Origin of the sequence: Pseudomonas sp. HMSC066A08 (assembly GCF_001813025.1) — a bacterium.
GTDB classification, from domain to species: Bacteria; Pseudomonadota; Gammaproteobacteria; order Pseudomonadales; family Pseudomonadaceae; genus Pseudomonas; species Pseudomonas aeruginosa.
The window spans coordinates 1-26,281 of record NZ_KV811281.1; the positions used below are offsets into that span (position 1 = coordinate 1).

Genomic DNA, 26,281 nt, shown 5'->3' on the forward strand with positions numbered 1-26,281 from the left:
AGATCATCGCCACCCAGCCGAGGGCGCCGGCGTGGACATGGCCGATGGTCCAGTCGGTGTAGTGGGACAGCGAGTTGACCGTCTTGATCGCCATCATCGGGCCTTCGAAGGTGGACATGCCGTAGAAGGCCAGGGACACCACCAGGAAGCGCAGGATCGGGTCGTCGCGCAGCTTATGCCAGGCCCCGGAGAGGGTCATCATGCCGTTGATCATGCCGCCCCAGCTCGGTGCCAGGAGGATCAGCGACATCACCATGCCCAGCGACTGCGCCCAGTCCGGCAGCGCGGTGTAGTGCAGGTGGTGCGGGCCGGCCCAGATGTACACCGCGATCAGCGCCCAGAAGTGGACGATGGACAGGCGGTAGGAGTAGACCGGACGCTCGGCCTGCTTGGGCACGAAGTAGTACATCATGCCGAGGAAGCCGGCGGTGAGGAAGAAGCCCACGGCGTTGTGGCCGTACCACCACTGGACCATGGCGTCGGTGGCGCCGGCGTACAGCGAGTAGGACTTGGTGAAGGTCACCGGCAGCTCGAGGTTGTTCACCACGTGGAGCATGGCGACGGTGAGGATGAACCCGCCGAAGAACCAGTTGCCCACATAGATGTGCTTGACCTTGCGCTTGACCAGGGTGCCGAAGAACACCACCGCGTAGGCGACCCAGACCACCGTGATCAGGATGTCGATCGGCCACTCCAGCTCGGCGTACTCCTTGGACGAGGTGTAGCCCAGCGGCAGGCTGATGGCGGCCAGCAGGATCACCAGTTGCCAGCCCCAGAAGGTGAAGGAGGCGAGGGTGTCGGAGAACAGTCGCACCTGGCAGGTGCGCTGCACCGCGTAGTAGCTGGTGGCGAACAGTGCGCAACCGCCGAAGGCGAAGATCACCGCGTTGGTGTGCAGCGGGCGCAGGCGGCCGAAGCTCGTCCACGGCAAGCCGAAGTTCAGGTCGGGCCATACCAACTGGGCGGCGATCAGGACACCGACGGTCATGCCGACGATGCCCCAGACCACGGTCATGATGGCGAATTGGCGGACCACCTTGTAGTTATAGGCGGACTCTGGGTTAGTGGTGCTCATGCTATGGGCTTCCATCCACGGTTATACGCTATGGCTTTTCCGGCAGTTGGGATGCCGGGCGTCCCCCCATTGGGGCTGGTCTAATTGGCGTAATTAGCGAGAGGAAGCATGGATAATGGGCCGTTATGAAATATTGATCGGGATCAATTGGCTTCCCGACCCCCACTGCATACGAGGTGTGGCAAGTTGTCGCTGAAATGGAACCGCCCGGCCGGCTCGCTGTCGGCCACCCTGATTCTCGCCCATGGCGCCGGGGCGCCGATGGACAGCCCGTTCATGGAGCGCATCGCCGAACTGCTCGCCGCCCAGGGCATCGCCGTCGCGCGCTTCGAGTTTCCCTACATGGCCCAGCGCCGCGAGGACGGCCGCAAGCGTCCGCCGAACCCGCAGGCGCAGTTGCTCGACTGCTGGCGGCGAGTCCATGCACAGGTCCGCGAGACCCTGGACGGGCCCTTGGCCCTGGGCGGCAAGTCGATGGGCGGGCGCATGGCCAGCCTGCTGGCCGACGAGCTGGACGCGGATGCCCTGGTCTGCCTCGGCTACCCGTTCTACGCCGCCGGCAAGCCGGAGAAGCCGCGGGTCGCGCACCTCGCCGGGCTGCGCACGCCGACCCTGATCGTCCAGGGCGAGCGCGATGCCCTGGGCAACCGCGAGGCGGTGGCGGGCTATGCGCTGGCGCCGACGATCCGCCTGCACTGGCTGGCCGCGGCGGACCATGACCTCAAGCCGCTGAAGGCCTCCGGCCTGACCCACGAGCAGCACCTGGCGGCAACGGCGCGGGAGGTGGCCGGTTTCCTTGGCGGGCTCCAGGGCCATTAACGGTTCCTTAAGGCATCCCCTCATAAGCTGCGGCGCAACCACCCTCGCATCGAGGCGTGGGCGACTGACTTCTCTGAGGGGGGAAGACATGAACATGCATGCCGACGGTGAGCAGATCACCGCTATCGATACCCGCGAACGCATCCTGCTGACGGGCGCCACCGGCTTTCTCGGCGGTTCGGTCGCCGCCCAACTGATCGCCGCCGGGCACGGCGCCAACCTGTCCTTCCTGGTCCGCGCCGAATCCCGCCAGCAGGGGCTCGAACGCCTGCGCGGCAACCTGCTGATGCATGGCGTCGATGAAGCCGACTGCCTGGCACTGCGGGCGGAGCAGATCCTCTGCGGCGATTTCCTCGACACCTCCTGGCTGGCCCGCGAGACGCCGCGCCTGATGCAGGTGGAGCGGGTGATCAATTGCGCCGCCGTAGCGTCGTTCTCGAAGAACCCGACCATCTGGCCGGTCAACGTCGACGGCACTTTCGCCTTCGCCGACGTGCTGAGCCGTTCGAAGCGACTGAAGCGTTTCCTCCACGTCGGTACCGCGATGTGCTGCGGACCGCAGCGAGAGTCGCCGATCAGCGAGTCCTGGGAATTCCCGGCGGCTGAGCAGCAACTGGTGGACTACACCGCGTCCAAGGCGGAAATCGAGCGGCGCATGCGTGAGGAACTGCCGGGTCTGCCCCTGGTGGTAGCGCGGCCATCCATCGTGGTGGGCCACCGTACCCTTGGCTGCCAGGCCTCCGGTAGCATCTTCTGGGTCTTCCGCATGGGCTTCGCCCTGGAAAGCTTCACCTGCGGTCTGGACGAGCAGATCGACGTGATTCCGGTCGACTACTGCGCCGAGGCGTTGATCGGCCTGGCGCTGAAGCCGTGCCTGGGGCACAGCCTCTACCATATCTCCGCCGGCCATCGTGCCGCCTGCACATTCGGCGAGATCGACGAGGCCTTCGCCCGCGCCAACGGGGCTGCGCCGGTAGGCGAACGCTACCGCAAGGTGGAGGTGGACGACCTCAAGGAACTGGCGAAAAGCTTCGAGTCGCGCATCGGCCCGGCCAATCCGCGTCTGGTCCTGCGCGCGTTGCGCTTGTACAGCGGCTTTGCCGACCTCAACTACCTGTTCGACAACAGCCGTCTGCTGGAGGAGGGGATCTCCGCGCCGCCGCGCTTCACCGACTACCTCGACGTCTGCGTGCAGTCGTCCAGCGCGGTGAGCATCCCGGCGCAGATGCAATGGGACTTCAAGTGACGGCAGGCGCGGGGAGCTTCCTCCCCGCGGCCTGATCTCAGCGGTTGAAGCGCTCGACCAGGGAATACTGGCTCTGCGCGGTGGTGGTCAGTTCCTCGCTCAGTTTCGCCGTGCGCAGCGCCTCGTCGGAGGTCTGCTCGGCCAGGGCGGCGATGGTGCTGATGTTGCGGTTGATTTCCTCGGCCACCGCGCTCTGTTCCTCCGCGGCGGCGGCGATCTGGGTGGTCATCTCGGTGATGTTGCTGACCGCCTCGCTGATGCCGACCAGCGCGCTGTCGGCTTCCAACACCCGCTGGACCCCGGCCTCGGCCTGCTGCAGGCCGCTCTCCATGGTATGTACCGCATCGTTGGCGGTGTTCTGCAACTTGGCGATCAGGTGGTGGATCTGCTCGGTGGAGGCCGCGGTGCGTTGCGCCAGCGAGCGCACTTCGTCGGCCACCACGGCGAAGCCGCGTCCCTGGTCGCCGGCCCGCGCCGCCTCGATGGCGGCGTTGAGGGCGAGCAGGTTGGTCTGATCGGCGATGCCCTTGATCACATCGACCACGCCGCCGATCTCGTTGCTGTCCTGGGCCAGGCGACTCACCGCGGCCCCGGTCTCGCCCACCGACTCCGACAGGCGCTGGATGGCGTTGCGCGTCTCCGCGGCGATGTCGCGGCCGCGCGAGGTCAGTTCGTTGGCCTTCTGCGTGGCGTCGGCGGTCAACTGGACATTGTTCGCCACTTCCTGGGTGGTGGCGGCCATCTCGTTGACCGCGGTGGCTACCTGCTCGGTCTCTGCGCGCTGCTGTTCCAGACCGGCGGAGCTGTGGTGGGCCAGGGTGTCGGCCTGGCGCGCCTGCTCGGTGAGGTATTCGGCGGTGTCCTGCAGGCGCGTCAGGCAGGTCTTCAGGCGCGCGTCCTGGCTGAGGATGGCCATTTCCAGGCGCGCCTGGTCGCCGCGGCTGTCGGTGTACATCTGCGCGATCAATGGGTCGGAGGTGGTCTGTTCGGCGAGCCGCATCAGGCGCTTCAGCCCGCGCTTCTGCCAGCGCAGTCCGGCCAGGCCGAGCGGAATGGCGAGCAGGCCGGCGAGGATGAAGCCCCACCAGGAGTTCAGCCAGATACCGATGAGGAAGCCGATCTGGCTGATCAGGATGAACGGCAGCCAGTCGAGCAGTACCGGCAGCCAGCGGTCGCGCCGGGGGATCGCCGGCTTGCCGGCGCCGAGGCGACGGTAGAGGGCCTCGGCGCGCTGGATCTGTTCGGCGGTCGGCTTGACCCGCACCGACTCGTAGCCGACCACCGCGCCCTGGTCGTAGATCGGCGTGACATAGGCGCTGACCCAGTAGTGATCGCCGTTCTTGCAGCGGTTCTTGACGATCCCCATCCACGGGCGGCCGGCTTTGAGAGTGGTCCACATGTGGGCGAACACCGCCGGCGGGACGTCGGGGTGACGGATCAGGTTGTGCGGCGCGGACATCAGCTCCTCGCGACTGAAGCCGCTGATGTCGATGAAGGCTTCGTTGCAGTAGGTAATGATGCCTTTGAGATTGGTGGTGGTGATCAGGCGTTGTTCCGCCGGATAGACGCGCTCGTGCTGGGTGATGGGCTGATTGTTGCGCATGGGCCTTCCAAAACAAGTGAAGCATTTACCTCTGCATCGGCGAAAACGCCTTTCACATGAGGGATTTGTGAATGCTTTCACGAGGAAAAACAGATAGCTATTGACCCAAAGCATGAGAACCGACCGCCTGGTCGGATAGATGGCGGATTCGCTGATGGAGGTCAATGCGTTACGGTTTCGTGTCGTTTCCGGCGGCGCACATGGGCTGGGAGCAGCGCGGGCGGACTAGTGCGAGGCGGTCATCCGCCGGTCCTGCGGGGTATCGGCGGATGACGCCGGGGCGGCGTTCGTCCTGCGAAGCGCCCGCCGCCCCGGGCGCCGGAATGAAAAAGGGGTGGCCGAAGCCACCCCTGCGCGCGTACCGCCGCTGCCTCAGAGCATGCTGCGCAGCACGTAGTGGAGGATGCCGCCGGCCTTGAAGTACTCGACCTCGTTGAGGGTGTCGATGCGGCAGAGGACCTTGAAGCTGTCCTGGCTGCCGTCCTCGCGGGTCACTTCCACGCTGAGCGGCATGTGCGGCTTGAGTTCGCCGCCGAGGCCGCGGATGTTCAGCACCTCCTTGCCGGTCAGCTTCAGGCTCTTGCGGTCCTGGCCGTTCTCGAACTGCAACGGCAGCACGCCCATGCCGACCAGGTTGGAGCGGTGGATGCGCTCGAAGCTCTCCGCGATCACCGCCTTCACGCCCAGCAGGTTGGTGCCCTTGGCCGCCCAGTCGCGCGACGAGCCGGTGCCGTATTCCTTGCCGGCGACGATCACCAGCGGGGTGCCGTCCTGCTGGTAACGCATGGCCGCGTCGTAGATCGCCAGTTTCTCGCCGCTGGGCACGTACAGGGTATTGCCGCCTTCCTCGCCGCCGAGCATCTCGTTCTTGATGCGGATGTTGGCGAAGGTGCCGCGCATCATCACCTCATGGTTGCCGCGACGGGAGCCGTAGGAGTTGAAGTCCTTCGGTTCCACGCCGTGCTCGCGCAGGTAGCGGCCGGCCGGGCTGTCGGCCTTGATGTTGCCGGCGGGGGAGATGTGGTCGGTGGTCACCGAGTCGCCCAGCACCGCCAGCACCCGCGCCTGCTCGACGTCGGCGATGGCCGGCGGCGCCTCGGCGATGTGCTCGAAGAACGGTGGATGCTGGATGTAGGTGGAGTCGGCCTGCCACTCGTAGGTGTCCGACTGCGGCACCTGGATCGCCTGCCATTTCTCGTCGCCGGCGAAGACCTCGGCGTACTCCTTGTGGAACATCTCGGTGTCGACCTTCTGGATCGCCTCGGCGATTTCCTTCTGGCTCGGCCAGATGTCCTTCAGGTAGACCGGCTGGCCGTCCTTGCCGGTGCCCAGCGGTTCCTCGCTGAGGTTGATCCGCACGCTGCCGGCCAGGGCGTAGGCCACCACCAGCGGCGGCGAGGCCAGCCAGTTGGTCTTCACCAACGGGTGCACGCGGCCTTCGAAGTTGCGGTTGCCGGAGAGTACCGAGGCGACGGTCAGGTCGGCCTGCTGGATGGCTTTCTCGATCGGCTCCAGCAGCGGACCGGAGTTACCGATGCAGGTGGTGCAGCCGTAGCCGACCAGGTCGAAGCCGAGTTCGTCGAGGTAGCGGGTCAGGCCGGCGGCCTTGAAGTAGTCGGTGACCACCTTGGACCCCGGCGCCAGCGAGCTCTTCACCCAGGGCTTGCGTTGCAGGCCTTTCTCCACCGCCTTCTTCGCCAGCAGGCCGGCGGCCATCATCACGCTGGGGTTGGAGGTGTTGGTGCAGGAGGTGATGGCGGCGATCACCACCGCGCCGTTCTTCAGGCGGTGGGTCTGGCCGTCGTGCTGGTAGTCGATCTCGCCGAAGGCGGCGTTGGCACCGACCGCGGTGCCGCCGCCGCCCTCGCTGAGCAGGCGGCCTTCCTCGGTGCTGGACGGCTGCAACTGCAGGCCGAGGAACTCGTTGAAGGCGCTGGCGACGTTCTGCAGGGCCACGCGGTCCTGCGGGCGCTTCGGTCCGGCCAGGCTGGCCTCGACTTCGCCCATGTCCAGGTGCAGGGTGTCGGTGAATACCGGCTCGTGGCCCTTCTCGCGCCACAGGCCCTGTTCCTTGCTGTACGCCTCGACCAGCTTGACCGTGCTTTCCGGGCGCCCGGACAGGCGCAGGTAGCCGAGGGTGATCTCGTCCACCGGGAAGAAGCCGCAGGTGGCGCCGTATTCCGGGGCCATATTGGCGATGGTGGCGCGGTCCGCCAGGGGCAGGTCGGCCAGGCCATCGCCGTAGAACTCGACGAATTTCCCCACCACGCCCTTCTTGCGCAGCATCTGCGTGACGGTCAGCACCAGGTCGGTGGCGGTGATCCCCTCGCGCAGCTTGCCGGTGAGCTTGAAGCCGATGACCTCGGGGATCAGCATCGACACCGGCTGGCCGAGCATGGCGGCTTCCGCTTCGATGCCGCCGACACCCCAGCCGAGCACGCCGAGGCCGTTGATCATGGTGGTGTGGGAGTCGGTGCCGACCAGGGTGTCGGGGAAGGCGTAGGTCCTGCCATCCTCTTCCTTGGTCCAGACCGTGCGACCCAGGTACTCCAGGTTGACCTGGTGGCAGATGCCGGTGCCCGGCGGTACCACGCTGAAGTTGTCGAAGGCGTTCTGGCCCCAGCGCAGGAAGGCGTAGCGTTCGCCGTTGCGCTGCATCTCGATCTCGACGTTCTGTTCGAAGGCCGATTCGCTGGCGAACTTGTCGACCATCACCGAGTGGTCGATGACCAGGTCCACCGGCGACAGCGGGTTGATCTTCTGCGGGTCGCCGCCGGCCTTGGCCATGGCCGCGCGCATGGCGGCCAGGTCGACCACCGCGGGAACCCCGGTGAAGTCCTGCATCAGGACCCGCGCCGGGCGGTACTGGATCTCGCGGTCGGAGCGGCGCTCCCTGAGCCAGCCGGCGAGGGCCTCGAGGTCGTCGCCGGTGACGGTGCTGCCGTCCTCCCAGCGCAGGAGGTTTTCCAGCAGGACCTTCAGCGACATCGGCAGCTTGCCGAGATCGCCCAGGGTCCGGGCGGCTTCCGGGAGGCTGTAGTAGTGGTAGGTCTTGCCGTCCACAGCGAGACTGCGAAGGGTTTTCAGGCTGTCCAAAGCAGGCATTTCTGATTTCCTCACGGCGGGCCCGGGGGCGGCGGGCCTGGCCTCGTCCTGACGCCAGGCCCGTCGTCGAGCCGATAGTGCCTGGCTTCGCCCGGGACCCGCGGCGTCCGCGGACGCCAGGGTGCCGTTACCTTGGTAATGCGCGGTGGCCCGATCCCATCGGTACCGGCCGCTGGCGAGAGTCAGACTTTGGGATAGCGTTGTTCGAAACCTTCAAGCTAGACCGGCTCGAGGGCTCCTGCCATATACACTGGACCGACGAACGGTCGCTGCAGTTCCCTTGAGGCATGCCCGGCACTATAGTGCGCGGCCAAGGAGACAACCCCATGAATACCCTGTTGATGCACTGCCGGCCAGGCTTCGAAGGTGAAGTCTGCGCCGAAATCGCCGAGCATGCAGCCACTCTCGAGATTCCCGGCTACGCCAAGAGCAAGCCGGCCAGCGCCCACGTCGAGTTCGTCTGCCAGGACGCCGACGGCGCCGAGCGCCTGATGCGCCGCCTGCGTTTCGCCGACTTGATCTTCCCGCGCCAGTGGGCGCGCGGGCCCGGCTTCATCGAATTGCCGGAAAGCCAGCGCATCGAGGTGCTGCTGGCGGAACTGGCGAGTTATCCGGTCTGCGGCAGCCTCTGGCTGGAGGTGCTGGACACCAATGCCGGCAAGGAGGTCTCGACCTTCTGCCGCAAGTTCGAGAAACCGCTGCGCGCCGCGCTGGTGAAGGCCGGACGGTTGCAGGAGGATCCGGCGCTGCCGCGCCTGCTGCTGACCTTCCGCTCCGGCCGGGAAGTCTTCGTCGGCCTCGCCGAGCCGCGCAACAGCGCGCTCTGGCCGATGGGCATCCCGCGCCTGAAGTTTCCCCGCGAGGCGCCGAGCCGTTCGACGCTGAAGCTGGAGGAAGCCTGGCACCAGTTCATCCCGCGCAGCGAATGGGACAAGCGCCTGGCGCCGGACATGCTCGCCGTGGACCTCGGCGCGGCGCCGGGCGGCTGGACCTGGCAACTGGTGAACCGGGAGATGCGGGTGACCGCCGTGGACAACGGGCCGATGGCGGAGAACCTGATGTATTCCGGGCTGGTCGACCACCAGAAGGTCGACGGCTACCAGTACCGCCCGCGCCAGCGGGTCGACTGGATGGTCTGCGACATCGTCGAGAAACCGGCACGCACCGGTGCGTTGATCGAGACCTGGATCGGCGAAGGGCTTTGCCGCGAGGCGGTGGTCAACCTCAAGCTGCCGATGAAGCAGCGCTACGCCGAGGTGCGCAAGATCCTCCAGCGCCTGCGCGAGAGCTTCGACGCGCGCGGCCTGAAGGTGGCGATCGGCTGCAAGCAGCTGTATCACGATCGCGAGGAAGTGACCTGCCATCTGCGCCGCCTCGAACGCTGAGAGGCGGCGGCGTTCCGGTCGGGGACAGGTGACCGGCCGCGCCGCATGCGCGACAATGCGCGGATTCTGTTGCGGAGTTTCCCGATGACCCATTCTGTCGACGCCATTCTCGACGCCACCGGCCTGAACTGTCCCGAGCCGGTGATGATGCTGCACAACAAGGTCCGCGACCTGGCGCCCGGCGGCCTGCTCAAGGTGATCGCCACCGATCCCTCGACCCGCCGCGACATCCCCAAGTTCTGCGTGTTCCTCGGCCACGAGCTGGTCGAGCAGCAGGAAGAGGCGGGCACCTATCTCTACTGGATCCGCAAGAAGGCCGACTAGGCCTTCCGTGGACCCCGCCATCCCTCGCGCTTCAGCGCAGCTTCTCCATGAGCTGGTAGTACCACATACCGGCGGCCAGCATCGGATTGCCGAAGAGGTCGCCCAGCGGCACCCTGAGGTGCTTGCAACGGGCGAAGGTGTCGAACTGCTCCAGGTTCCCGCTCATCGCCTTGGCCATGATCTCGCCCATGATGTGGCTGGTGGCCACGCCATGCCCCGAGTAGCCCTGGCAGTACCAGACGTTGTCGGAGAGCTTGCCGAGCTGGGGGATCCGGTTCATCACGATGCCCATGGCGCAGCTCCACTGGAACTCGATCTCCACGCCCTTCAGGCGCGGGAAGGTGCGCTCGATGCATGGTCGCAGCTCGGCGGCGATGTCCCGCGAGTCGCGGCCCGAGTAGTTGGCGCCGCCACCGAACAGCAGGCGGCCGTCGGCGGTGGGGCGGTAGTAATCGAGGACGAAGCGGCAATCGTAGACCGCCAGCCCCTGCGGGTTGATCTCCCGTGCCAGCTCGCCCAGCGGGCGGGTGGTGACGATCCCTCCCATGGCCGGGAAGATCATGCCCTTGAGCTGCCTGCGTTCGAGCTTGTGGTAGACATCGCCGGCAAGCAGGATCTGCTGCGCCTCGATCCTTCCCTCGCGGGTGATCACCGCCGGCCGCGGGCCGTGGACGATATCCAGCACCTCGGAATGTTCGAAGATCAGCGCGCCGAGGCCGGCCGCCGCCCTGGCCTCGCCGATGCACAGGTTGAGCGGGTGCAGGTGCATGTTGCGGGTGTTCTTCAGCGCGCCGCAGTACAGCTCGGTCTCCAGGTGGGCCTGGACGCCGGCCTTGTCCAGCAGGACCACCTGGTCGCCCATGCCGCGGCGCACCGCTTCCTCGTAGGAGGCCTGCAGCTCGCCCATGTGGCTGGCCTTCATCGCCGCGTGCAGGTGGCCATGGCGAAGGTCGCAGGCGATGCCGTACTTCTCCACCCGCTGGCGGATGATCTCGTGGCCACGCCAGCGCAGGTGCCAGATGAAGTCCTCGACCTCGGCGCCCAGCCATCGGCGCATCTGCTTGTGCATCGCCGCGTCGCCGGACAGGCTGCCGGTGACCTGACCGCCGTTGCGCCCGCTGGCGCCCCAGCCGATGCGATGGGTCTCGACCAGGGCAACCTTGTAGCCACGCTCGGCCAGTTCGACCGCCGTGGCGACGCCGGTGAAGCCGCCACCGATGATGGCGATGTCGACCGTCACCGCGCCCAGCAGGGTCGGATAGTCGGTTTCCTCGTTGAGCGTGGCGGCGTAGTAGGACGGCGCGCGTTCCGCGGCCGGACGGGGATGGATTGCTGCGTTCATCGGGTATTCCTTGTTCCGGTGCGGCGCGTCCTGCCGGCGCGCCGCCGTATGCGGGCGGGGCGGGGATCTCAGGCCTGGGTCAGGTACCAGCGCCAGTCCTGCTCGCCGACCTCGCCCATGAATTGCCGGTATTCCGCGCGCTTCACCGCCAGGTAGACGCCGAGGAACGGCTCGCCGAAGGCTTCCCGCGCCCACTCGGAGCCTTGCAGGGCGTCGAGGGCGGTCAGCCAGTCGGTGGGCAGGCGCTTGCCGGCCTGGGCGTAGCCATTGCCCTCCACCGGCGCGCCCGGATCGATGCCTTCGCGGATGCCGCGGTGGATTCCGGCGAGGAGCGCCGCGGCGGCCAGGTAGGGGTTGGCGTCGGCGCCGCAGATGCGGTGCTCGATATGCCGACTGGAGGCCGGGCCGCCCGGCACGCGCAGGCTCACGGTGCGGTTGTCGACGCCCCAGGTCTGCGCCAGCGGCGCGTAGCTGTTGGCCTGGAAGCGCCGGTAGGAGTTGGCGTTGGGGCAGAACAGCAGGAGCGAGTCGAGCAGGCTGGCGAGCATGCCGCCGACCGCCTGGCGCAGCAAAGGCGTGCCGGCGGGGTCGTCGCTGGCGAACAGGTTGTTGCCTTGTTCGTCGGCCAGACTGACGTGCAGGTGCATGCCGGTGCCGGCCAGATCGTCGAACGGCTTGGCCATGAAGCAGGCGAGCATCCCGTGCTTGTGCGCGACGCCCTTGACCAGGCGCTTGTAGCGGATCGCCTGGTCCATGGCGACTAGGGCGTCGCCGTGGTCGAGGGTGATTTCCACCTGGCCCGGGGCGTATTCCGAGATCGCCGTGCGCGCCGGCAGGCCCTGCGCCTTGCAGGCAGCGTAGAGGTCGGCGAGGAACGGCTCGATCTGCTCCAGTTCGCGCAGGCCGTAGACCTGGGTCGCCCGCGGGCGGCCGCCATCGGCGTCGCGGGCCGGTTGCGGGCGGCCGTTGGCGTCGCGCTCACGGTCGAGCAGGTAGAACTCCAGCTCGGCAGCCATCACCGGGTGATAGCCCTCGCTCTTCAGCGCGTCGATGGTTCGCACCAGGAGGTGTCGCGGATCGGCGACGCTGGCGGGCAGGCCCTCGCTCGGGTGCATGCTGACCTGCACCGCCGCCGTCGGGATCTGTCGCCAGGGCAGGCGCACCAGGCTGCCGGACAGGGGGTAGGCGCGGCAGTCGATGTCGCCGACGTCCCAGACCAGGCCGGAGTCCTCGACATCCTCGCCGTTCATCGTCAGCCCCAGGATGGTGCTCGGCAGCGGCCGGCCGCTGCGGTAGACGGCCAGCAGTTCGTCGCGGTGCAGCAGCTTGCCGCGTGGCACGCCATTGGCGTCGAGGATGAACAGTTCGAAGAGTTCGATATCGGGATTGGCGGCCAGGAAATCCTGGGCTTCTTGTTCGCAGGCGAAGTTCATGGGGCTCTCTTGTCGGTCTTGTCCGGTAGCGTCGCGACGCTCGCAGCGTCGCTCCGGCGACGGCAGCGTCGCGGAACGGCATGCAAGCGGCAGGCCGGCCCCACCGTTGCGCGGGGCCGGAGGGATATCAGGCGTGACGAGCGTCCGGCGGACGCGCGTGACGGCAATGCCAGAGCGCCCAGAAGGCCAGTTCGAGAGGGAGGGAGAGCGGCTCCAGTTCCAGCCAGCGGCTGTGCTTGCGGGGTAGACACGCGGGCGTTCCGGCCGGGTTGGCGGAAGGCTGGTAGGGCAGGGTGCGCGTCGTCGGTAGGTGCATGAAGGAAAACTGGGCCAGGGGTTGGAACAGCCTCGCACAGGCTGACGGGTGAATTAAATGCGCTTTTTACGACCTTTGCTTGAGCGAAATCGAAACCGAAGGAAAAAGAAGGGCGCCCCCGAATGGGCTGAAGAGGCGCCCGGAAAGCGGCTCAACCCTTGTCGGCCTTGCCCGCGGCGGCGGCGAACCTGGCCAGGCGTACGTCGAGATGACGCGGGCGCCGGCCGGCGTCTTCGGCGTGCTCCTTGCGACGGATCGCGTTGCGCACCATCAGCGAACCGACATAGCGGATCGGCTCCGGCGGGAAGCGGCCGAGCGGCCCCTGGGTCAGCGGCGAACGGGTCCAGGGATTGTCCAGGCCGAGCGCCAGCGAAGAAAGGATCTGCCCGCCCATGTGGCATGGGCCGACGCCGCTGCCGGAGTAGCCGAAGCCGTAGAACACATTGTCGCGGCCGTCGAGCCGGCCGAAGAACGGCAGGCCGGTCACCGAGCGATCCGATGGGCCGTTCCAACTGGCCTCGATGGCGACCTCGGCGAACTCGGGGAAGAACTCCCGCAAACTGCCGCGCAGTTGCCCGAGATACGGCGAGGGGCGGTCGAACACCGGCAGCATGCGTCCGCCGTAGGCGAAGGTGTTGCCGCCCTTGCCGAGCATCAGCCGGCCGTCCGGTGTGTTGTGGTAGTAATGCACGAAGATCCGCGAGTCGAGCACGCTGACCCCGCTGGTCAGTCCGATCTCCTGCAGCAGGTCCGGTCGTGGCTCGGTGATGAGCATGTCGCTGGAGACGATCGCCACGCTGCGTTCGAACTGCGGGAAGGCCCTCGCCATCCAGGCGTTCAGCGCCAGCACCACGCGGTCGGCGACGACCCGCCCGTGGGGGGTGACCACTTCCGCCGGGCGGCCGTGCTCCAGTCCTCGCATCGGCGTGCCTTCGTACAGGCGTACCCCCAGTTGCAGGGCGACCCGGCGCAGACCGCGAACCAGCTTGCCTGGCTGCACCGTCGCGGCAGCCGGCGAGAACCAGCCTTCCAGGTGCCTGCGCGAGCCGGCCAGGCGCTGCACGTCGGCCAGCGGGCGCTTGGCGAAGGAGTTGATGCCGTGGCGCTCCAGGGCGGCGATCACGCTGTCGGTGCTGCCGACCTGGGCCGGGTTGGTGGCGGTATAGAGGGTGCCGTCCAGCCGGTAGTCGGCCTCGACGTCGTAGCGCTGGCAGAAGGCGCCGATGGCCCGGATGCTGTCCTCGGAGGCCTTGACCAGGCGGATCGCCTCGGTTAGCCCGAACAGTCGTTCCAGGGTGAAGAACTTGGCCGACCAGGACAGCGCGCAGCCGCCGTTGCGGCCGCTGGCGCCGGCGCCGCAGAGGTCGGCCTCGACCAGCACCACGTCGAGCCCGGGATCGTGCTCCTTGAGCATGATGGCGGTCCACAGGCCGGTGTAGCCGCCGCCGACGATGCACAGGTCGGCGCGGGTATCCCCGGCCAGCGGCGGGCAGGGGGCCGCATGTTCGGAGCGTAGGGCCTGGTCCAGCCAGAAGGGTCGGAAGGTCATGGTTGTGCTCTCACTGCGGGCGGGCGGCGACGACGATCATTTCCACCCGCCAGCGCGGGTCGATCAACTCGGCCAGGCTACAGGCGCGGGTCGGCGCCCGGCCTTCGGGAAACCACTGGTCCCAGACCTGGTTGAGACCGGCGTAGTCCTCCCGGTGGGCTAGCAGTATGCGTACCGAGAGCACCTGGCCGCGGTCGCTGCCGACGCTCTGGAGCAGCCGGTCGATGTTCTCCAGGACCTGGCGGGTCTGGTCCTGGATGTCACCGCTGGGGTCGTCTGCGACCTGGCCGCCGATGTAGACCGTGTTGCCGTGCAGGGCCATCTCGGCCCGACGCTTGACGACTTCGAAACGTTCGATGTGCATGAGGGGGTTCCCGGTTCGTGGAGAAGGGCGCGGCGGAGGTTCCCGCCGCGGACGGTCAGGAGCGGATGGGACGGAAGTCCGCCAGGCTGGGGATATTCCGCAGGCTTTCCCGTGCGCCGCCGGGCCGGCTGTTCCAGTGCGGGAGGAGCACTGCGGTGGCGATCAGGGCTGCGATGGTGAAGCCGATGAACACCGTGTAGGTGTCGAAATAGCCGGGCAACAGACCGCCGAGGATCGCGCCCACCGAACCGCAGCCATTGACGAAGCCGGAGGCGGTGCCGGCGGCCTCGCTGGTGCCGAAGTCGATGGCGGCGGAGCCACAGATCATCGAGTCCGGGCCGTACAGGGTCAGTCCCATCATGAACAGCAGGCCGACCACCACCGGAATGCTGCCGGTGGCCATCGCCGGGACGAACAGCGCCAGGCAGACGGTCAGCGCCAGCAGGCTGATGACGCAGGCCGGCATGCGCCGTGCGCCGAACAGCTTGTCCGAGGCGAAACCGATCAGGATCGGGCCGAGCAGGCCGGCTACCTCGAAGGCGGTCGGAACGATCGCCGCGCCGACCTTGCCGAGCGCCGGCATGCGTTCGTAGACGATCACCGGGCCCCACAGGAGGATCGCGTAGCGCGCCGGCTTGAGCAGGAAGTAGGCCAGACCGAGGCAGAGCACCGTGCGGTTGCGCACCACCTTGGCGAGCACCTGCAGGCTGCCGCCGTTGCCGCCTTCCGGCCTGAAGCCGGCATAGCGCACGGCCTCGCTCGCGACCTGCGGTTCGACGGGTGGATGGCCGACGTCCTCCGGGCGGTTGCGCTGCAACAACAGGAACAGCAGGGCCACGCCGCCGACCACCGCGGCGCTGGAGTAGAACGCCGCGTGCCAGGTACCGAACACGCTGTACGCCCACCAGCCGGCGAACGGCGAGGCGACCAGGCCGCCGAAGGCGTAGCAGGTGCTCCACAGGCCGAGCACCCGACCGCGTTCGTGGGTGGCGAAGAAACTGCCGATGTTCTTGCACAGCCCCGACCAGCCGGTGGACTGCGCCAGTCCCTGGACCACCATGCAGGTGGCGAAGATCGGCAGGGTGGCGAAGGTGCCCATGACCAGCGCGGCCAGTGCGGAGATCAGCAGGCCGCCGGACACCACGATGCGCGGGCCGAAGCGGTCGGCCAGCACGCCCCAGGTGAACTGGCCGACGGCATAGGCGGCGAGGTAGATGGCGTCGAGGTCGGCCATCGCCATCTTGTCCAACTGGAAGCCCGGGTCTTCGGCGATGCCGAGCTTGGCGACGGAAAAGGCCTTGCGGGTGAAATAGAAGGCGGCGTAGGCCAGCCAGGTGATCGCGAATATCTGCAGGCGCCAGCGCTGGAAGCTGGACACGGGAGAGGACGGCAGCGCCGTCCCGGGACGTTGATTCATGGTTCTGACCTCGATCTTGTTATCGGTGCCGGCAGGTGTGAGGGGAACACGCCTTGTTGTTGTTCTGATGAGCACTTCCGCACCGCCATGTCGCGGTGCCTGGTCAGAGGGGTCTGGAGTCGGCTTCACCTCCTGGGTAAGGGTTGCGGCTGCCCTGGCAGGGGCTGGCTGCCGAGGCGCTGGCGCGCTGTGGTGAAGCGATGGAAACAATTCCGGATAAATAAATGAAATCGATTTATCAAATTTTAAATATAAGTTTTACTTGTTTATCCGTAAGCCTGGCGCGGCGTGGGTCGAGGAAGTTGACCGAACGGTCATTCCCGTGTGCGCCGCCCATGGCGCGAAACCCCTTGTCCTGTCTGGAATGGTGAAGGTCCATGTCGGTATCCCATGCGCAGTTGAAGGCTTTCCATGCGGTCGCCGTGTACGGCAGCTTCACGCGCGCCGCCGAGCGCCTGTTTCTCACCCAGCCGGCGGTTTCCGACCAGGTGCGCAAGCTGGAGGAGCGTTACGGCGTGCTGCTGTTCCACCGTAACAAGCGCTCGGTGCGCCTGAGCGAACTGGGCGAGCGCCTGCTCGCGGTGACCCAGCGGCTGTTCGCCATCGAGTCCGAGGCGGAGGAGCTGTTGTCCGCCTCCAGCGCCCTGCAGACCGGCACCCTGACCCTGGCGGTGGATGCGCCGGTGCACGTATTGCCGCAGATCGCGCGTTTCTGCGAGCGCTATCCGGGCATTGCGGTGCGGGTGGAGACCGGCAATACCGACGAGTCTCTGCAGCGACTGTTCAGCTACCAGGCCGACCTGGCCCTGTTGGGCCGGGATGTCAGCGACGAGCGGTTGCTTTCGCTGACCCTGCGCAACGACCCGATCGTCGCCTTCGTTTCGCTCAGCCATCCGTGGGCCGGGCGCGAGTCGATCCGGCTCGCCGATCTCGACGACATGCCGCTGGTGCTGCGCGAGCAGGGCTCGGTGACCCGCCAGACCCTGGAGGAGGAGATGAGCCGCGCCGGCCTGCGGATCCGTCCGGCGATCCAGGTCGAGGGCCGCGAGGCCTCGCGCGAGGCGGTGGTGGCGGGGATCGGCGTGGGGGTGGTGTCGGCCGCGGAGTTCGGCGCCGACGCGCGGGTCCATGCGCTACCCATCGTCGATTGCCAGCGACGCCTGACCGAGACCCTGGTGTGCCTGCGCGAACAGCGTTCGCGGCGGATCGTCGAGACCTTCCTCGACCTGGTCGGCGAGGACCTGCCGGCGCCCCGCTAGGGCGCGGCTTCGCGCAAGCGAAAAAAAGCCCGGCGGAGGCCGGGCTTCGAAGTCGTGCTGGCGGGCGCTCAGGCCTGCTTCTGTTCCTGCTCCAGGGACCTGTCCAGCTCGCGGCAGGCGCGCTGGATCATCACCTCGGTGATCGGGATTTCCCGGCCCTGGGCGTCGATGATGGCGCCACCGGTGTGCTGCTGCGTATTGAAGGGGATCACGCGGCGCTTGGCGGTATCGGTGTGTTGCGAATTCATTGCCCGTCTCCTCATCAGGTTTATCGGCAGTCTAGGGAGCGCAGATGAAACCGCCGTGACAAACGGCGAATGTCGTGTCGCTCCAACGCGAAAGCCATGGACCATAGCAATCTTGCAGCCGGCGTGCCAGCTTGCCGGCTACCGCTGGGTTTTTCTGGTTATAGTGGTCCGACCGGTATGGGCGCCCTGGAGTTCGCCCGAGGATGAGTATGGACATGTTTCGCCTGGGGTTGGTGGTCAACCCCCTGGCCGGGCTGGGTGGCCCGGTCGCCTTGAAGGGTAGCGACGGGGTGGCCGCCGAGGCCCTGGCCAGAGGCGCCGAGCCACGTGCGCTGGAGCGCACCCGGGTAGCCCTGGAGTGCCTGTTGCCGCTGGTCGAGAAGATCGAGTTCCTGACCTTTCCCGGGGCCATGGGCGGCGAGTTGCTCGAGCGCATGGGCTTCCGCCATCGCTTGCTCGGCGAATTGCAGGGAGCGGTCAGCAGCGCGGCTGATACCCGGTTGGCGATCGAGCGCCTGCAGGAGGCCGGCGTCGCCCTGATCCTGTTCGCCGGTGGTGATGGCACAGCACGGGATGTTGCCGGAGTGGTGTGCGAGCAACAGCCGGTACTCGGCATTCCGGCCGGGGTGAAGATCCACTCCGGGGTCTACGCCATCAGTCCACGCGCGGCCGGCGAATTGGCCAGGCGCCTGGTGGAGGGCGGCCTGGTGCGCCTGGCCAGCGGCGAGGTGCGCGACCTCGACGAAGAGGCGCTGCGCGCCGGCCGCGTCGCCGCGCGTTGGTACGGCGAGATGACGGTGCCGGAGGAGGGCCACTTCATGCAGCACGTGAAGCAGGCAGGGATGGAGTCCGAGGAGCTGGTGCTGGTGGATCTCGCCGACTGGCTGGCGGAAAGCTGGGAAGACGGCGTGCGCTATGTGCTCGGACCGGGCTCGACCCTGCACGGCCTGGCGCGCAACCTCGGCCTGGAAACCACCCTGCTGGGCGTCGACGTGCTGGAGAATGGCGCGGTGATCGCCCGCGACGTCGACGAGGCGCGGCTGTTCGAACTGGTGGACGGTCATCCGGCGTTCCTGTTGGTCACCGCCATCGGCGGCCAGGGCCACGTGATCGGTCGCGGCAACCAGCAGATCAGTCCCCGGGTGTTGCGCGCCATCGGCCTGGAGCGCATGCGGGTGGTCGCCACCAAGCGCAAGCTGGGGACCCTCGGGGGCCGGCCGTTGCTGGTCGACAGCGGCGACCCGGTGCTGGACGACAGCTTCCCGGACGCCATCCGGGTCTGGGCCGGCTACAAGGAAGAACTGCTGTATCCGCTGGGATACGCGAAGGATCAGGACGCGCCCGCGGGCGCCTAGGAGGAGAAGGATGGACAAGGACGTATCCGGCGCGCTGCGCCGCCTGTTGCTGCTCGCTATGCTCGGACTGCCGCTGGCGGCGGCCGCTGCGGTCGAACCGCAGCGACTGGTGGATGCGGCGCGTGCCCAGGTGGGCGTGACCCTGGGCTACGACCCGGCCTACCGGCAACTGGACTATCCGGGCGGCGACGTGCCGCTGCAGACCGGGGTCTGCACCGACGTGGTGATCCGTGCGCTGCGCGGACAGGGGCTGGATCTACAGAAGGCGGTGCACGAGGACATGCGTCGCCACTTCGCGGCCTACCCGCAGCAATGGGGGATGAAAGGTACCGACCGCAACATCGATCACCGCCGCGTACCGAACCTGATGACCTGGTTCGGCCGCCAGGGCCTGGCCCTGGCGCCGAGCCGCGACGCTTCCGCCTACCGGGCCGGAGACATAGTCGCCTGGCGCCTGGACAACGGCCTGCTGCATATCGGCGTGCTTTCCGATCGCAGGCTGGATGGCAGGCCGCTGGTGTTGCACAACATCGGTGCCGGCGTGCGGGAAGAAGACCTGCTGTTCCGCTACCAGGTCATCGGCCACTACCGCTTCCCGCAGGGCTGAATGGGCTGGGCAAGCCGCTCCAGCGGCGGATGAGCGCAGCTCGATTCCTCCGCCACAGCCGCTGGACGACGGGCAAGAAAAAACCGGCCTGCGGCCGGTTTTCCTGTCTGCCCGGGCTCAGCGGTATTCGCAGAGGTAGGCGGTGTCCTGGGCGACCTTGAGCTGGAACTTGCTGTTCGCCGGGACGGTGAACTGGCTGCCGCTGGCGTATTCCTGCCACTCGTCGCTGCCCGGCAGCTTGACCGTCAGCGCGCCGGCGACCACATGCATGATCTCCAGCTGGCTGGTGCCGAACTCGTATTCGCCTGCCGCCATCACGCCGATGGTGGCCGGGCCGGCGGTCATGTCGAAGGCGATGGATTTGACGGTGCCGTCGAAGTATTCGTTGACCTTGAACATGGGCTTCTCCTGAAGGGGTGAACAGGCGGGTTTGAAAAGGCCCGCCAGTATGCCCAAGCCTCGGAAAGGCGTCACTAGGCGGCGCGGGCCTCCTTCAATGCTCCACCGGCAGTACCAGCGGCAGCAGCCGTGCGGTATTGCGGGCATCCTCCAGGGCGCGGTGCTGCTGGCCCTGGAAACTCATCCCGGCCAGTTGCAGGGCCGCGTTCAGGCCGACTGGGCGGGGCAACTGGCGGACTTCGCCGAAGCGTTGCTTGAGATTGACGTGCGGCACTTCGCTGAGCTGGCTGGTCAGCCCGTGCTGGCGCCATTCCTGCTCCAGCTGGCGGCGGTCGTAGTCGCCCCAGCTGGCCCAGCCGGCCAGTCGCGGACGATGCTGGGCGAGCCAGCGCTCGAAGGCTTCCCAGACCGTATCGAGATGGGCTGCGCCATCGACGCTGGCCTGGCTGATATGCGTGAGGTCGCGGCAGAAGTGGGTCAGCAGCGGCCGCCTGACCGGCCGTACGAAACGCTGGAAATGGTCCAGTTCGCGGGCGTCCGCGGCGGCGACCAGGGTGGCGCCAATCTCGATGATTTCCATTTCCTCCAGGGGCCAGCCGCCTTCCGCGGTGGTGGCCTCCAGGTCGATTACCAGCCAGTGAGGCATCGGAGCTATCCATATCAGGGTCCGCGCTGAGTATGGCGGGGCTTCCGGACCTCGGCAAACCGCTGTGCTAGGCTGCGGGGTCGGATTTCGAGGAGATGACGGAATGACTGCGGTCGCATTTCTCGGCCTGGGCACGATGGGTTACCCGATGGCCGGGCACCTGCAACGAGAGGGCTACGACGTCTGTGTCTACAATCGCTCGTCGGCCAAGGCGCTGCGCTGGGTCGAGGAGTACGCCGGACGGCGCGCCGATACGCCGCGCGAGGCCTGTGCTGGCGCCGAGCTGGTGTTCTGTTGCGTCGGTAACGACGACGACCTGCGTGCCGTGGCGCTGGGCGAGCAGGGCGCCTTCGCCGGAATGGCGCCGGGCAGCCTGTTCGTCGACCATACCACCGCTTCGGCGGAAGTCGCCCGCGAGCTGTCGCTGCTGGCTGCCGAGCGTGAGCTGGGCTTTCTCGACGCGCCGGTCTCCGGCGGCCAGGCGGGCGCGGTCAACGGCGCCCTGACGGTGATGGTCGGTGGCGAGGAGGCCTTCTATCGACGCGCCGAACCGCTGTTGCGCAGCTATGCGCGGATGGTCCGGAGAATGGGCGACGTGGGTAGCGGGCAATTGACCAAGATGGTCAACCAGATCTGCGTCGCGGGGCTGCTCCAGGGCCTGGCCGAGGCGCTGCACTTCGCCCGGTGCGCCGGTCTCGATGGCGAGGCGGCGATGCAGGTGATCGGCAAGGGCGCGGCCCAGTCCTGGCAACTGGAAAACCGCCACCAGAGCATGCTGGCCGGAGAGTTCGACTTCGGTTTCGCCGTGGACTGGATGCGCAAGGACCTGTCGATCCTGCTCGCCGAGGCGCGGCGCAACGGCGCGCAGTTGCCGGTCACGGCGCTGGTCGACCAGTTCTACGCCGAAGTGCAGGCGATGGGCGGCGGTCGTTGGGATACCTCCAGCCTGATCGCCCGGCTGCGTTCGTGACGCAGCTCAGGCGCGGAAGATGAAGTACACCGCGCCGAGCAGGCACAGGCCGGCCCAGAGGTAGTCCAGTTTCAGCGGCTGCTGCATGAAGTAGACGCTGAACGGGACGAAGATCGCCAAGGTGATGACTTCCTGCATGATCTTCAGTTGGCCGACCGAGAGTTCGGTGTAGCCGATGCGGTTGGCCGGTACCTGCAGCAGGTATTCGAACAGCGCGATACCCCAACTGATCAGGGCGGCGATGATCCAGGGCTTGCTGTTGAGAGTCTTCAGATGACCATACCAGGCGAAGGTCATGAACAGGTTGGAACAGGCTAGCAACAAGGCGGTTTGCAGCCAGACGGGCATGATGGGTGGGCTCCGGGGGATTGGGACGGCGCCGCAGCCTAATTGGCTGCGGCGATAAATCCAAGTGGGCAGGCATCGACCGGTAGGGGCAGGTGCTCGGAAAAGGATGAAAGGTATGCGGTTGCACAAACGCTCGCTGGTCTGGGGGCTCGCCTTGAGCGGGCTGGCCGTCGTGCTGGCGGCCGCCTGGTGGGCGAGCCGGGCGTCGCGGGAGCCGGCTCTGTGGAGCGAGCTGCGGGTGCCGCCGGCGTTTGCCATCCCGCGCGATTTCGACCTGGGCGAATACCGCTTGAGCTGGGGCGGCAAGAGCCTCGCCCTGTCAGTGGCGGGTAGCGCTCGGCCGCCGTTGTGGGAGAGCGAGGGCGGTTTTCTCGGGGCCGGGCGGGAAAGCGCCGGTCGCCTGCAGTTGCGCTGCCAGGAGCAGAGCCTGGAGAGCTTCGAACTGGTCGGTCGACGCTTGTCCCTGAAGGGGCACCTGCGCTGCGCCGATGGCCGGCTCAGCGCCTACGAGCTGTCGTTCGAGCCGCGCCAGGGCGGCGTGGAGGTGCGCGTCGCGCTGGCGGACAGCGAGCTGAACCGGGTCGCCCTGTCCTGGCGGCGTGGAGCGGGGGAGCGCTTGTCCGGTATCGTCGATGACCAGGCGGAAGGTCGCTCCTGGGGCTTGCCGGGCGGGGTCGCCGGCTACTGGAGCTCCGCTGGCAACGCCTTCCTCGGCTACTCGACGGCGGCGCAATCCCTCGACCTGCGCGAGCCGGGCCGCGTGCAATGGCGGGCTGCGACGGAGTCGGCCAGGGCCTGGCTGTTCGCTGCCGGCAACCGCGAGCAGTGGCAGCTTCGCAGCGCGCGTCTCGAGGCGGAAACGCGCCGCTGATCCGCCGGGCTTGGCGGCGGCCTGGCCGCTCCGTATTCTTTGCGCCCGTTCTGGACGGCTGTCCTGGCCGCTCCGCTGTCAACTTTCGGGCGAGATCCTTCCCATGCAATGTAGAGCCGGCTGCGGCGCCTGCTGCATAGCACCGTCGATTTCCTCTCCGCTGCCGGGCATGCCGGCCGGCAAGCCCGCGGGCGTACGCTGCCTGCACCTGGACGAAAACCATCTCTGCGGGCTGTTCGGCCGACCGGAGCGACCGGCCGTATGCGGCCAGTTCGGCGCCGATCCGGAAATCTGCGGCGACAGCCGTGAGCAGGCGCTGGCCCTGATCGCGGAGTGGGAAGTCATCACTGCCGCGTGAACGGGTTGGAAGTCTGGCTGTCTCACGCCATACTGCTGCGCATCCTGCGCCGAAGGCTCAGGATCGCGGCTTGCAGGGCGTCGACCGCCCGGCCGGCGAACCGAAAATAACCATAAAGAGAGGAACAGGAACGATGCGTGGCATTTTGCGTATGACCGTGCTGGCTGCCGCAGTGCTCGGGGTGGCCGGCAATGTGCTGGCCGAAGACTGGAAGCTGGCCAAGGACGAGGATGGCGTGAAGGTCTACCTCAGCAGTGTCCAGGGCTCCAAGTACAAGGCTTATCGCGGCGTTACCGACATCAAGGCCGACGTGGCGACCATCGAGGCGCTGCAGGAGGACGTCAAGGGTTCCTGCAAGTGGATCCACGCCTGCGCCGAGATGAAGCTCCTGAAGCAGGAAGGCGCCGACGCCTGGACCTACTCGAAGATCGACATGCCTTGGCCGGTCACCGGTCGCGACGTGGTCATCCATGTCACCACCGAGAAGACTGCGGATGGCACTGTGATCCGTCACCTGAAGGCCGATCCGACCTATATCCCCGAGGAAAAGGGCCAGATCCGCGTGCCCAAGCTGGTCGGCGAGTGGAAGTTGCAACCGAAGGGGCAGGGCGTGACGGAAGTGACCTACCAGGTGGAAACCGAGCCGGGTGGCAGCATTCCTTCCTGGTTGGCCAACAGCTTCGTGGTCGACGCGCCGCTGAACACCCTCAAGGGACTGCGTAGCGCCGCCGAGAAGCGCTGAGCGCGCCTTCCTTGCAAAAAGACCGCCTCCAGGGCGGTTTTTTTGTGTCCGGCGGAAATGGGGCGGACACAAAAAAGGCTGCCGAGGCAGCCTTTCTCGCCGGGCGTGACGGGTTTCAGCCGCGATCCTTGAGGGCGGTGAAGTCGCGCTGGGTGTGGCCGGTATAGAGTTGGCGCGGGCGACCGATCTTGTAGGGGCCGGAGAGCATTTCCTGCCAGTGCGAGATCCAGCCGACGGTACGCGCCAGGGCGAAGATCACGGTGAACATGCTGGTCGGAATGCCGATCGCCTTGAGGATGATCCCCGAGTAGAAGTCGACGTTCGGGTACAGGTTGCGTTCCACGAAGTAGGGATCGTGGCGGGCGATTTCTTCCAGCTTCATCGCCAGTTCCAGTTGCGGGTCGTTGATGCCCAGTTCCTGGAGGACCTCGTCGCAGGTCTGCTTCATGACCTTGGCGCGCGGGTCGAAGTTCTTGTAGACGCGATGGCCGAAGCCCATCAGCTTGAACGGATCGTTCTTGTCCTTGGCCTTCTCGACGAACTTGTCGATGTTGGACACGTCGCCGATCTCGTCGAGCATGCGCAGCACCGCTTCGTTCGCGCCGCCATGGGCCGGTCCCCACAGGGCGGCGATGCCGGAGGCGATGCAGGCGAACGGATTGGCGCCGGAGGAGCCGGCCAGACGCACCGTGGAGGTGGAGGCGTTCTGCTCGTGGTCGGCGTGGAGAATGAAGATGCGGTCCATGGCCTTGGCCAGCACGGGGCTGATCGGCTTGGTCTCGCAGGGGGTGTTGAACATCATGTGCAGGAAGTTTTCCGCGTAGTTCAGGTCGTTACGCGGATACATCATCGGCTCGCCCTTGGAGTACTTGTACACCATGGCGGCGATGGTCGGCATCTTGGCGATCAGGCGATGCGCGGAGACTTCGCGATGCTTCGGGTTATTGATGTCCAGGGAGTCGTGGTAGAAGGCCGAGAGGGCGCCGATCACGCCGCACATCACGGCCATCGGATGGGCGTCGCGGCGGAAGCCGTTGAAGAAGGTCTTCAGCTGCTCGTGAACCATGGTGTGGTTCTTGATGGTGCCGACGAACTGTTCCTTCTGCGCGGCGGTGGGCAGCTCGCCGTTCAGCAGCAGGTAGCAGGTTTCCAGGTAGTCGGATTTCTCCGCCAGTTGTTCGATGGGGTAGCCGCGATGGAGGAGGACGCCTTTGTCGCCGTCGATATAGGTGATCTTCGACTCGCAGGAGGCGGTCGACATGAAGCCAGGATCGAAGGTGAAGTGGCCCGTGGCGGTGAGGCCCCGTACATCCACTACATCGGGACCCATGGTACCGGATAGGACGGGCAGTTCGACGGGGGCTGAGCCCTCGATGATCAACTGCGCTTTTTTGTCAGCCATGATGGCCTCCTATTTATGCTTGAAATCATCAGTACCCCCCACGCAGGGCCCGCACCACTATAGAGGGATAAATTCGAAAGTCAATTTGCGCGAATCCATGCCGTAGAGCCTTCCGTTGCGGGGTTTTCGCAGAAAAAGGGGGCTATTTACGCCTTTTATAAAAGGCCCGCAATCAACCATTTGGCGATGGGTGTTTTCGTTGTCATTAGTAGCCTAACTGTCTATACTCGGCGTCCGACCGCAAGGGGTATTCCTGGCCCGCTTTCATAGACGGTCGCCACTCCCTGGTGATGGGTACCTGACAAGTGCACTTCCCGACAACTAGCCCTGTTCGTTAGGGCTCTCAGTGTGAAAAAAGCCGTGAATAGCAAACGACCTGTAAACCTAGACCTAAGGACCATCAAACTCCCTGTCACCGCTTACACGTCCATTCTCCACCGTATCTCTGGCGTCATCCTGTTCCTCGGTATTGCCGTGCTGCTGTTCGCGCTCGACAAGTCGCTGAGTTCGGAAGAAGGCTTCGAGCAGGTGAAGGCGTGCCTGACCAGTCCCCTGGCCAAGCTGGTGATCTGGGGCCTGCTGTCTGCGCTGCTGTACCACCTGGTGGCCGGTGTTCGCCACCTGGTCATGGACGCTGGCGTCGGCGAGACGCTGGAAGGCGGTAAGCGTGGCTCCAAAATCGTCATCGCCATCGCGGTGGTGCTGATCGTTCTGGCGGGGGTATGGGTATGGTAACTAACGTCACAAACTTCTCGCGCTCCGGCCTCTACGACTGGATGGCTCAGCGCGTTTCCGCGGTCGTTCTCGCGGCTTATGTCATTTTCCTGCTGGGCTACCTCATTGCTCACCCCAACATTTCCTACGCGGACTGGCACGGCCTGTTCTCGCAGGGTTGGATGCGCATCTTCAGCCTGTTGACCCTGGTTGCCCTGAGCGTCCATGCGTGGGTCGGTATGTGGACCATCTCCACCGACTACCTGACGTCGATGGCTCTCGGCAAGGCGGCGACAGTCGTGCGTTTCCTCTTCCAGGCGGTTTGCGGCATGGCGATGTTCGCATTCTTCGTCTGGGGTGTGCAGATTCTTTGGGGTATGTGAT

Annotated in this window: 27 protein-coding genes; 13 read left to right on the top strand and 14 right to left on the bottom strand. The window is 66.5% G+C overall.

What is annotated here, in order from left to right; translation table 11 throughout:
- Nucleotides 1-1,075: cytochrome-c oxidase, cbb3-type subunit I (ccoN, locus tag HMPREF2886_RS06810; RefSeq protein ID WP_070603727.1), on the bottom strand; the 1,075-nt coding region annotated here is incomplete at its 3' end.
- A 186-nt stretch (nt 1,076-1,261) separates the two neighbouring features.
- On the opposite strand from ccoN, the gene HMPREF2886_RS06815 reads away from it, so the two are divergent.
- Complete coding sequence (locus HMPREF2886_RS06815) at nt 1,262-1,894, top strand: alpha/beta hydrolase family protein (RefSeq protein WP_039028171.1); 633 nt, start codon at nt 1,262-1,264, stop codon at nt 1,892-1,894.
- 88 nt (nt 1,895-1,982) lie between these two features.
- Nucleotides 1,983-3,140 carry a cationic peptide resistance protein CprA gene (gene cprA, locus HMPREF2886_RS06820; RefSeq protein ID WP_003087328.1) on the top strand — a complete coding sequence of 386 codons (1,158 nt, stop codon included), beginning with the start codon at nt 1,983-1,985 and terminating at the stop codon, nt 3,138-3,140.
- Between the two features lie 37 nt (nt 3,141-3,177).
- Here cprA and HMPREF2886_RS06825 read toward each other — a convergent pair whose 3' ends face one another.
- Nucleotides 3,178-4,743, bottom strand: coding sequence for a methyl-accepting chemotaxis protein (locus tag HMPREF2886_RS06825; protein WP_039028172.1), 1,566 nt, complete (start codon nt 4,741-4,743; stop codon nt 3,178-3,180).
- 372 nt (nt 4,744-5,115) lie between these two features.
- A complete protein-coding gene (gene acnA, locus HMPREF2886_RS06830) occupies nt 5,116-7,848 on the bottom strand; it encodes an aconitate hydratase AcnA (RefSeq protein WP_039028173.1) in 2,733 nt (910 codons plus the stop codon).
- Between the two features lie 326 nt (nt 7,849-8,174).
- Between acnA and rlmM the strand changes: the two genes are divergently transcribed.
- Together rlmM and tusA are read left to right on the top strand one after the other, a co-directional pair.
- Complete coding sequence (gene rlmM / locus HMPREF2886_RS06835; protein WP_003087345.1) at nt 8,175-9,233, top strand: 23S rRNA (cytidine(2498)-2'-O)-methyltransferase RlmM; 1,059 nt, start codon at nt 8,175-8,177, stop codon at nt 9,231-9,233.
- Nucleotides 9,234-9,317: 84 nt separating this feature from the next.
- Nucleotides 9,318-9,557 carry a sulfurtransferase TusA gene (gene tusA, locus HMPREF2886_RS06840; protein ID WP_003105999.1) on the top strand — a complete coding sequence of 80 codons (240 nt, stop codon included), beginning with the start codon at nt 9,318-9,320 and terminating at the stop codon, nt 9,555-9,557.
- 31 nt (nt 9,558-9,588) lie between these two features.
- Here the strand turns inward: tusA and HMPREF2886_RS06845 are convergent, their stop codons facing one another.
- From HMPREF2886_RS06845 to HMPREF2886_RS06865, 6 genes are all read right to left on the bottom strand, one after another.
- Entirely contained in the window at nt 9,589-10,899 is a 1,311-nt protein-coding gene (locus HMPREF2886_RS06845; protein ID WP_033976287.1) for an NAD(P)/FAD-dependent oxidoreductase, read from the bottom strand.
- A 68-nt stretch (nt 10,900-10,967) separates the two neighbouring features.
- Nucleotides 10,968-12,332: a glutamine synthetase family protein gene (locus tag HMPREF2886_RS06850; protein ID WP_039028174.1), complete on the bottom strand. Its 1,365-nt coding sequence runs from the start codon at nt 12,330-12,332 to the stop codon at nt 10,968-10,970.
- Nucleotides 12,333-12,459: 127 nt separating this feature from the next.
- A complete protein-coding gene (locus HMPREF2886_RS33010) occupies nt 12,460-12,648 on the bottom strand; it encodes a hypothetical protein (protein WP_071546606.1) in 189 nt (62 codons plus the stop codon).
- Between the two features lie 151 nt (nt 12,649-12,799).
- Nucleotides 12,800-14,197, bottom strand: coding sequence for an FAD-dependent oxidoreductase (locus tag HMPREF2886_RS06855; RefSeq protein ID WP_033974516.1), 1,398 nt, complete (start codon nt 14,195-14,197; stop codon nt 12,800-12,802).
- A gap of 10 nt (nt 14,198-14,207) precedes the next feature.
- The gene (locus HMPREF2886_RS06860; RefSeq protein WP_023086403.1) at nt 14,208-14,561 is read right to left on the bottom strand and encodes a RidA family protein; all 354 of its coding nucleotides are present in this window, start codon (nt 14,559-14,561) and stop codon (nt 14,208-14,210) included.
- 55 nt (nt 14,562-14,616) lie between these two features.
- A complete protein-coding gene (locus tag HMPREF2886_RS06865) occupies nt 14,617-15,978 on the bottom strand; it encodes an MFS transporter (RefSeq protein WP_042168363.1) in 1,362 nt (453 codons plus the stop codon).
- A gap of 377 nt (nt 15,979-16,355) precedes the next feature.
- Here HMPREF2886_RS06865 and HMPREF2886_RS06870 point away from each other — a divergent pair, with 377 nt between their 5' ends.
- Nucleotides 16,356-17,237: a LysR substrate-binding domain-containing protein gene (locus HMPREF2886_RS06870; protein WP_058017179.1), complete on the top strand. Its 882-nt coding sequence runs from the start codon at nt 16,356-16,358 to the stop codon at nt 17,235-17,237.
- 68 nt (nt 17,238-17,305) lie between these two features.
- On the opposite strand, the gene HMPREF2886_RS06875 is transcribed toward HMPREF2886_RS06870, so the two are convergent.
- Nucleotides 17,306-17,485 carry a PA1571 family protein gene (locus HMPREF2886_RS06875; protein ID WP_003104406.1) on the bottom strand — a complete coding sequence of 60 codons (180 nt, stop codon included), beginning with the start codon at nt 17,483-17,485 and terminating at the stop codon, nt 17,306-17,308.
- A gap of 209 nt (nt 17,486-17,694) precedes the next feature.
- On the opposite strand from HMPREF2886_RS06875, the gene HMPREF2886_RS06880 reads away from it, so the two are divergent.
- Nucleotides 17,695-18,840, top strand: a complete 1,146-nt coding sequence (locus HMPREF2886_RS06880; protein WP_070746997.1) for an ATP-NAD kinase family protein — start codon at nt 17,695-17,697, stop codon at nt 18,838-18,840.
- Between the two features lie 10 nt (nt 18,841-18,850).
- Complete coding sequence (locus tag HMPREF2886_RS06885) at nt 18,851-19,447, top strand: DUF1287 domain-containing protein (RefSeq protein ID WP_070746999.1); 597 nt, start codon at nt 18,851-18,853, stop codon at nt 19,445-19,447.
- A gap of 117 nt (nt 19,448-19,564) precedes the next feature.
- On the opposite strand, the gene HMPREF2886_RS06890 is transcribed toward HMPREF2886_RS06885, so the two are convergent.
- Together HMPREF2886_RS06890 and HMPREF2886_RS06895 are read right to left on the bottom strand one after the other, a co-directional pair.
- On the bottom strand, nt 19,565-19,846 hold the full coding sequence (locus tag HMPREF2886_RS06890) for a pyrimidine/purine nucleoside phosphorylase (RefSeq protein WP_003087375.1): 282 nt from the start codon (nt 19,844-19,846) through the stop codon (nt 19,565-19,567).
- Nucleotides 19,847-19,940: 94 nt separating this feature from the next.
- Entirely contained in the window at nt 19,941-20,492 is a 552-nt protein-coding gene (locus HMPREF2886_RS06895; protein WP_042168372.1) for a 3'-5' exonuclease, read from the bottom strand.
- Nucleotides 20,493-20,595: 103 nt separating this feature from the next.
- On the opposite strand from HMPREF2886_RS06895, the gene HMPREF2886_RS06900 reads away from it, so the two are divergent.
- The gene (locus HMPREF2886_RS06900) at nt 20,596-21,462 is read left to right on the top strand and encodes an NAD(P)-dependent oxidoreductase (protein WP_003104396.1); all 867 of its coding nucleotides are present in this window, start codon (nt 20,596-20,598) and stop codon (nt 21,460-21,462) included.
- 6 nt (nt 21,463-21,468) lie between these two features.
- Here the strand turns inward: HMPREF2886_RS06900 and HMPREF2886_RS06905 are convergent, their stop codons facing one another.
- On the bottom strand, nt 21,469-21,810 hold the full coding sequence (locus tag HMPREF2886_RS06905) for a DMT family protein (RefSeq protein ID WP_003104394.1): 342 nt from the start codon (nt 21,808-21,810) through the stop codon (nt 21,469-21,471).
- A gap of 115 nt (nt 21,811-21,925) precedes the next feature.
- Here HMPREF2886_RS06905 and HMPREF2886_RS06910 point away from each other — a divergent pair, with 115 nt between their 5' ends.
- The 3 genes from HMPREF2886_RS06910 (at nt 21,926) to HMPREF2886_RS06920 (ending at nt 23,781) form a co-directional block, all read left to right on the top strand.
- Nucleotides 21,926-22,681, top strand: coding sequence for a hypothetical protein (locus tag HMPREF2886_RS06910; RefSeq protein WP_070747001.1), 756 nt, complete (start codon nt 21,926-21,928; stop codon nt 22,679-22,681).
- A 103-nt stretch (nt 22,682-22,784) separates the two neighbouring features.
- Nucleotides 22,785-23,039 (top strand): YkgJ family cysteine cluster protein, encoded by a 255-nt coding sequence (locus tag HMPREF2886_RS06915; RefSeq protein WP_003087397.1) that lies wholly within the window; start codon nt 22,785-22,787, stop codon nt 23,037-23,039.
- Between the two features lie 133 nt (nt 23,040-23,172).
- Nucleotides 23,173-23,781 carry an START domain-containing protein gene (locus HMPREF2886_RS06920; RefSeq protein ID WP_083318529.1) on the top strand — a complete coding sequence of 203 codons (609 nt, stop codon included), beginning with the start codon at nt 23,173-23,175 and terminating at the stop codon, nt 23,779-23,781.
- Nucleotides 23,782-23,896: 115 nt separating this feature from the next.
- Here the strand turns inward: HMPREF2886_RS06920 and gltA are convergent, their stop codons facing one another.
- Entirely contained in the window at nt 23,897-25,183 is a 1,287-nt protein-coding gene (gene gltA / locus HMPREF2886_RS06925) for a citrate synthase (protein ID WP_003087400.1), read from the bottom strand.
- A gap of 348 nt (nt 25,184-25,531) precedes the next feature.
- Between gltA and sdhC the strand changes: the two genes are divergently transcribed.
- Together sdhC and sdhD are read left to right on the top strand one after the other, a co-directional pair.
- The gene (sdhC, locus tag HMPREF2886_RS06930; RefSeq protein WP_003104388.1) at nt 25,532-25,918 is read left to right on the top strand and encodes a succinate dehydrogenase, cytochrome b556 subunit; all 387 of its coding nucleotides are present in this window, start codon (nt 25,532-25,534) and stop codon (nt 25,916-25,918) included.
- Complete coding sequence (gene sdhD, locus HMPREF2886_RS06935; RefSeq protein WP_003104386.1) at nt 25,912-26,280, top strand: succinate dehydrogenase, hydrophobic membrane anchor protein; 369 nt, start codon at nt 25,912-25,914, stop codon at nt 26,278-26,280. Before sdhC ends, sdhD begins: the two co-directional genes overlap by 7 nt.
- Nucleotide 26,281: the final 1 nt, after the last annotated feature.

Coding starts and splice junctions, on each gene's coding strand:
- HMPREF2886_RS06895 (WP_042168372.1), bottom strand. CDS start 20,492: ATGCCTCACTGGCTGGTAATCGACCTGGAGGCCACCACCGCGGAAGGC.
- gltA (WP_003087400.1), bottom strand. CDS start 25,183: ATGGCTGACAAAAAAGCGCAGTTGATCATCGAGGGCTCAGCCCCCGTC.
- rlmM (WP_003087345.1), top strand. CDS start 8,175: ATGAATACCCTGTTGATGCACTGCCGGCCAGGCTTCGAAGGTGAAGTC.
- HMPREF2886_RS06875 (WP_003104406.1), bottom strand. CDS start 17,485: ATGAATTCGCAACACACCGATACCGCCAAGCGCCGCGTGATCCCCTTC.
- tusA (WP_003105999.1), top strand. CDS start 9,318: ATGACCCATTCTGTCGACGCCATTCTCGACGCCACCGGCCTGAACTGT.
- HMPREF2886_RS06920 (WP_083318529.1), top strand. CDS start 23,173: ATGCGTGGCATTTTGCGTATGACCGTGCTGGCTGCCGCAGTGCTCGGG.
- HMPREF2886_RS06910 (WP_070747001.1), top strand. CDS start 21,926: ATGCGGTTGCACAAACGCTCGCTGGTCTGGGGGCTCGCCTTGAGCGGG.
- HMPREF2886_RS06905 (WP_003104394.1), bottom strand. CDS start 21,810: ATGCCCGTCTGGCTGCAAACCGCCTTGTTGCTAGCCTGTTCCAACCTG.
- HMPREF2886_RS06825 (WP_039028172.1), bottom strand. CDS start 4,743: ATGCGCAACAATCAGCCCATCACCCAGCACGAGCGCGTCTATCCGGCG.
- HMPREF2886_RS06850 (WP_039028174.1), bottom strand. CDS start 12,332: ATGAACTTCGCCTGCGAACAAGAAGCCCAGGATTTCCTGGCCGCCAAT.
- HMPREF2886_RS06865 (WP_042168363.1), bottom strand. CDS start 15,978: ATGAATCAACGTCCCGGGACGGCGCTGCCGTCCTCTCCCGTGTCCAGC.
- acnA (WP_039028173.1), bottom strand. CDS start 7,848: ATGCCTGCTTTGGACAGCCTGAAAACCCTTCGCAGTCTCGCTGTGGAC.
- HMPREF2886_RS06890 (WP_003087375.1), bottom strand. CDS start 19,846: ATGTTCAAGGTCAACGAATACTTCGACGGCACCGTCAAATCCATCGCC.
- HMPREF2886_RS33010 (WP_071546606.1), bottom strand. CDS start 12,648: ATGCACCTACCGACGACGCGCACCCTGCCCTACCAGCCTTCCGCCAAC.
- HMPREF2886_RS06870 (WP_058017179.1), top strand. CDS start 16,356: ATGTCGGTATCCCATGCGCAGTTGAAGGCTTTCCATGCGGTCGCCGTG.
- HMPREF2886_RS06845 (WP_033976287.1), bottom strand. CDS start 10,899: ATGAACGCAGCAATCCATCCCCGTCCGGCCGCGGAACGCGCGCCGTCC.
- cprA (WP_003087328.1), top strand. CDS start 1,983: ATGAACATGCATGCCGACGGTGAGCAGATCACCGCTATCGATACCCGC.
- HMPREF2886_RS06860 (WP_023086403.1), bottom strand. CDS start 14,561: ATGCACATCGAACGTTTCGAAGTCGTCAAGCGTCGGGCCGAGATGGCC.
- HMPREF2886_RS06885 (WP_070746999.1), top strand. CDS start 18,851: ATGGACAAGGACGTATCCGGCGCGCTGCGCCGCCTGTTGCTGCTCGCT.
- HMPREF2886_RS06855 (WP_033974516.1), bottom strand. CDS start 14,197: ATGACCTTCCGACCCTTCTGGCTGGACCAGGCCCTACGCTCCGAACAT.
- HMPREF2886_RS06900 (WP_003104396.1), top strand. CDS start 20,596: ATGACTGCGGTCGCATTTCTCGGCCTGGGCACGATGGGTTACCCGATG.
- HMPREF2886_RS06880 (WP_070746997.1), top strand. CDS start 17,695: ATGGACATGTTTCGCCTGGGGTTGGTGGTCAACCCCCTGGCCGGGCTG.
- sdhD (WP_003104386.1), top strand. CDS start 25,912: ATGGTAACTAACGTCACAAACTTCTCGCGCTCCGGCCTCTACGACTGG.
- HMPREF2886_RS06915 (WP_003087397.1), top strand. CDS start 22,785: ATGCAATGTAGAGCCGGCTGCGGCGCCTGCTGCATAGCACCGTCGATT.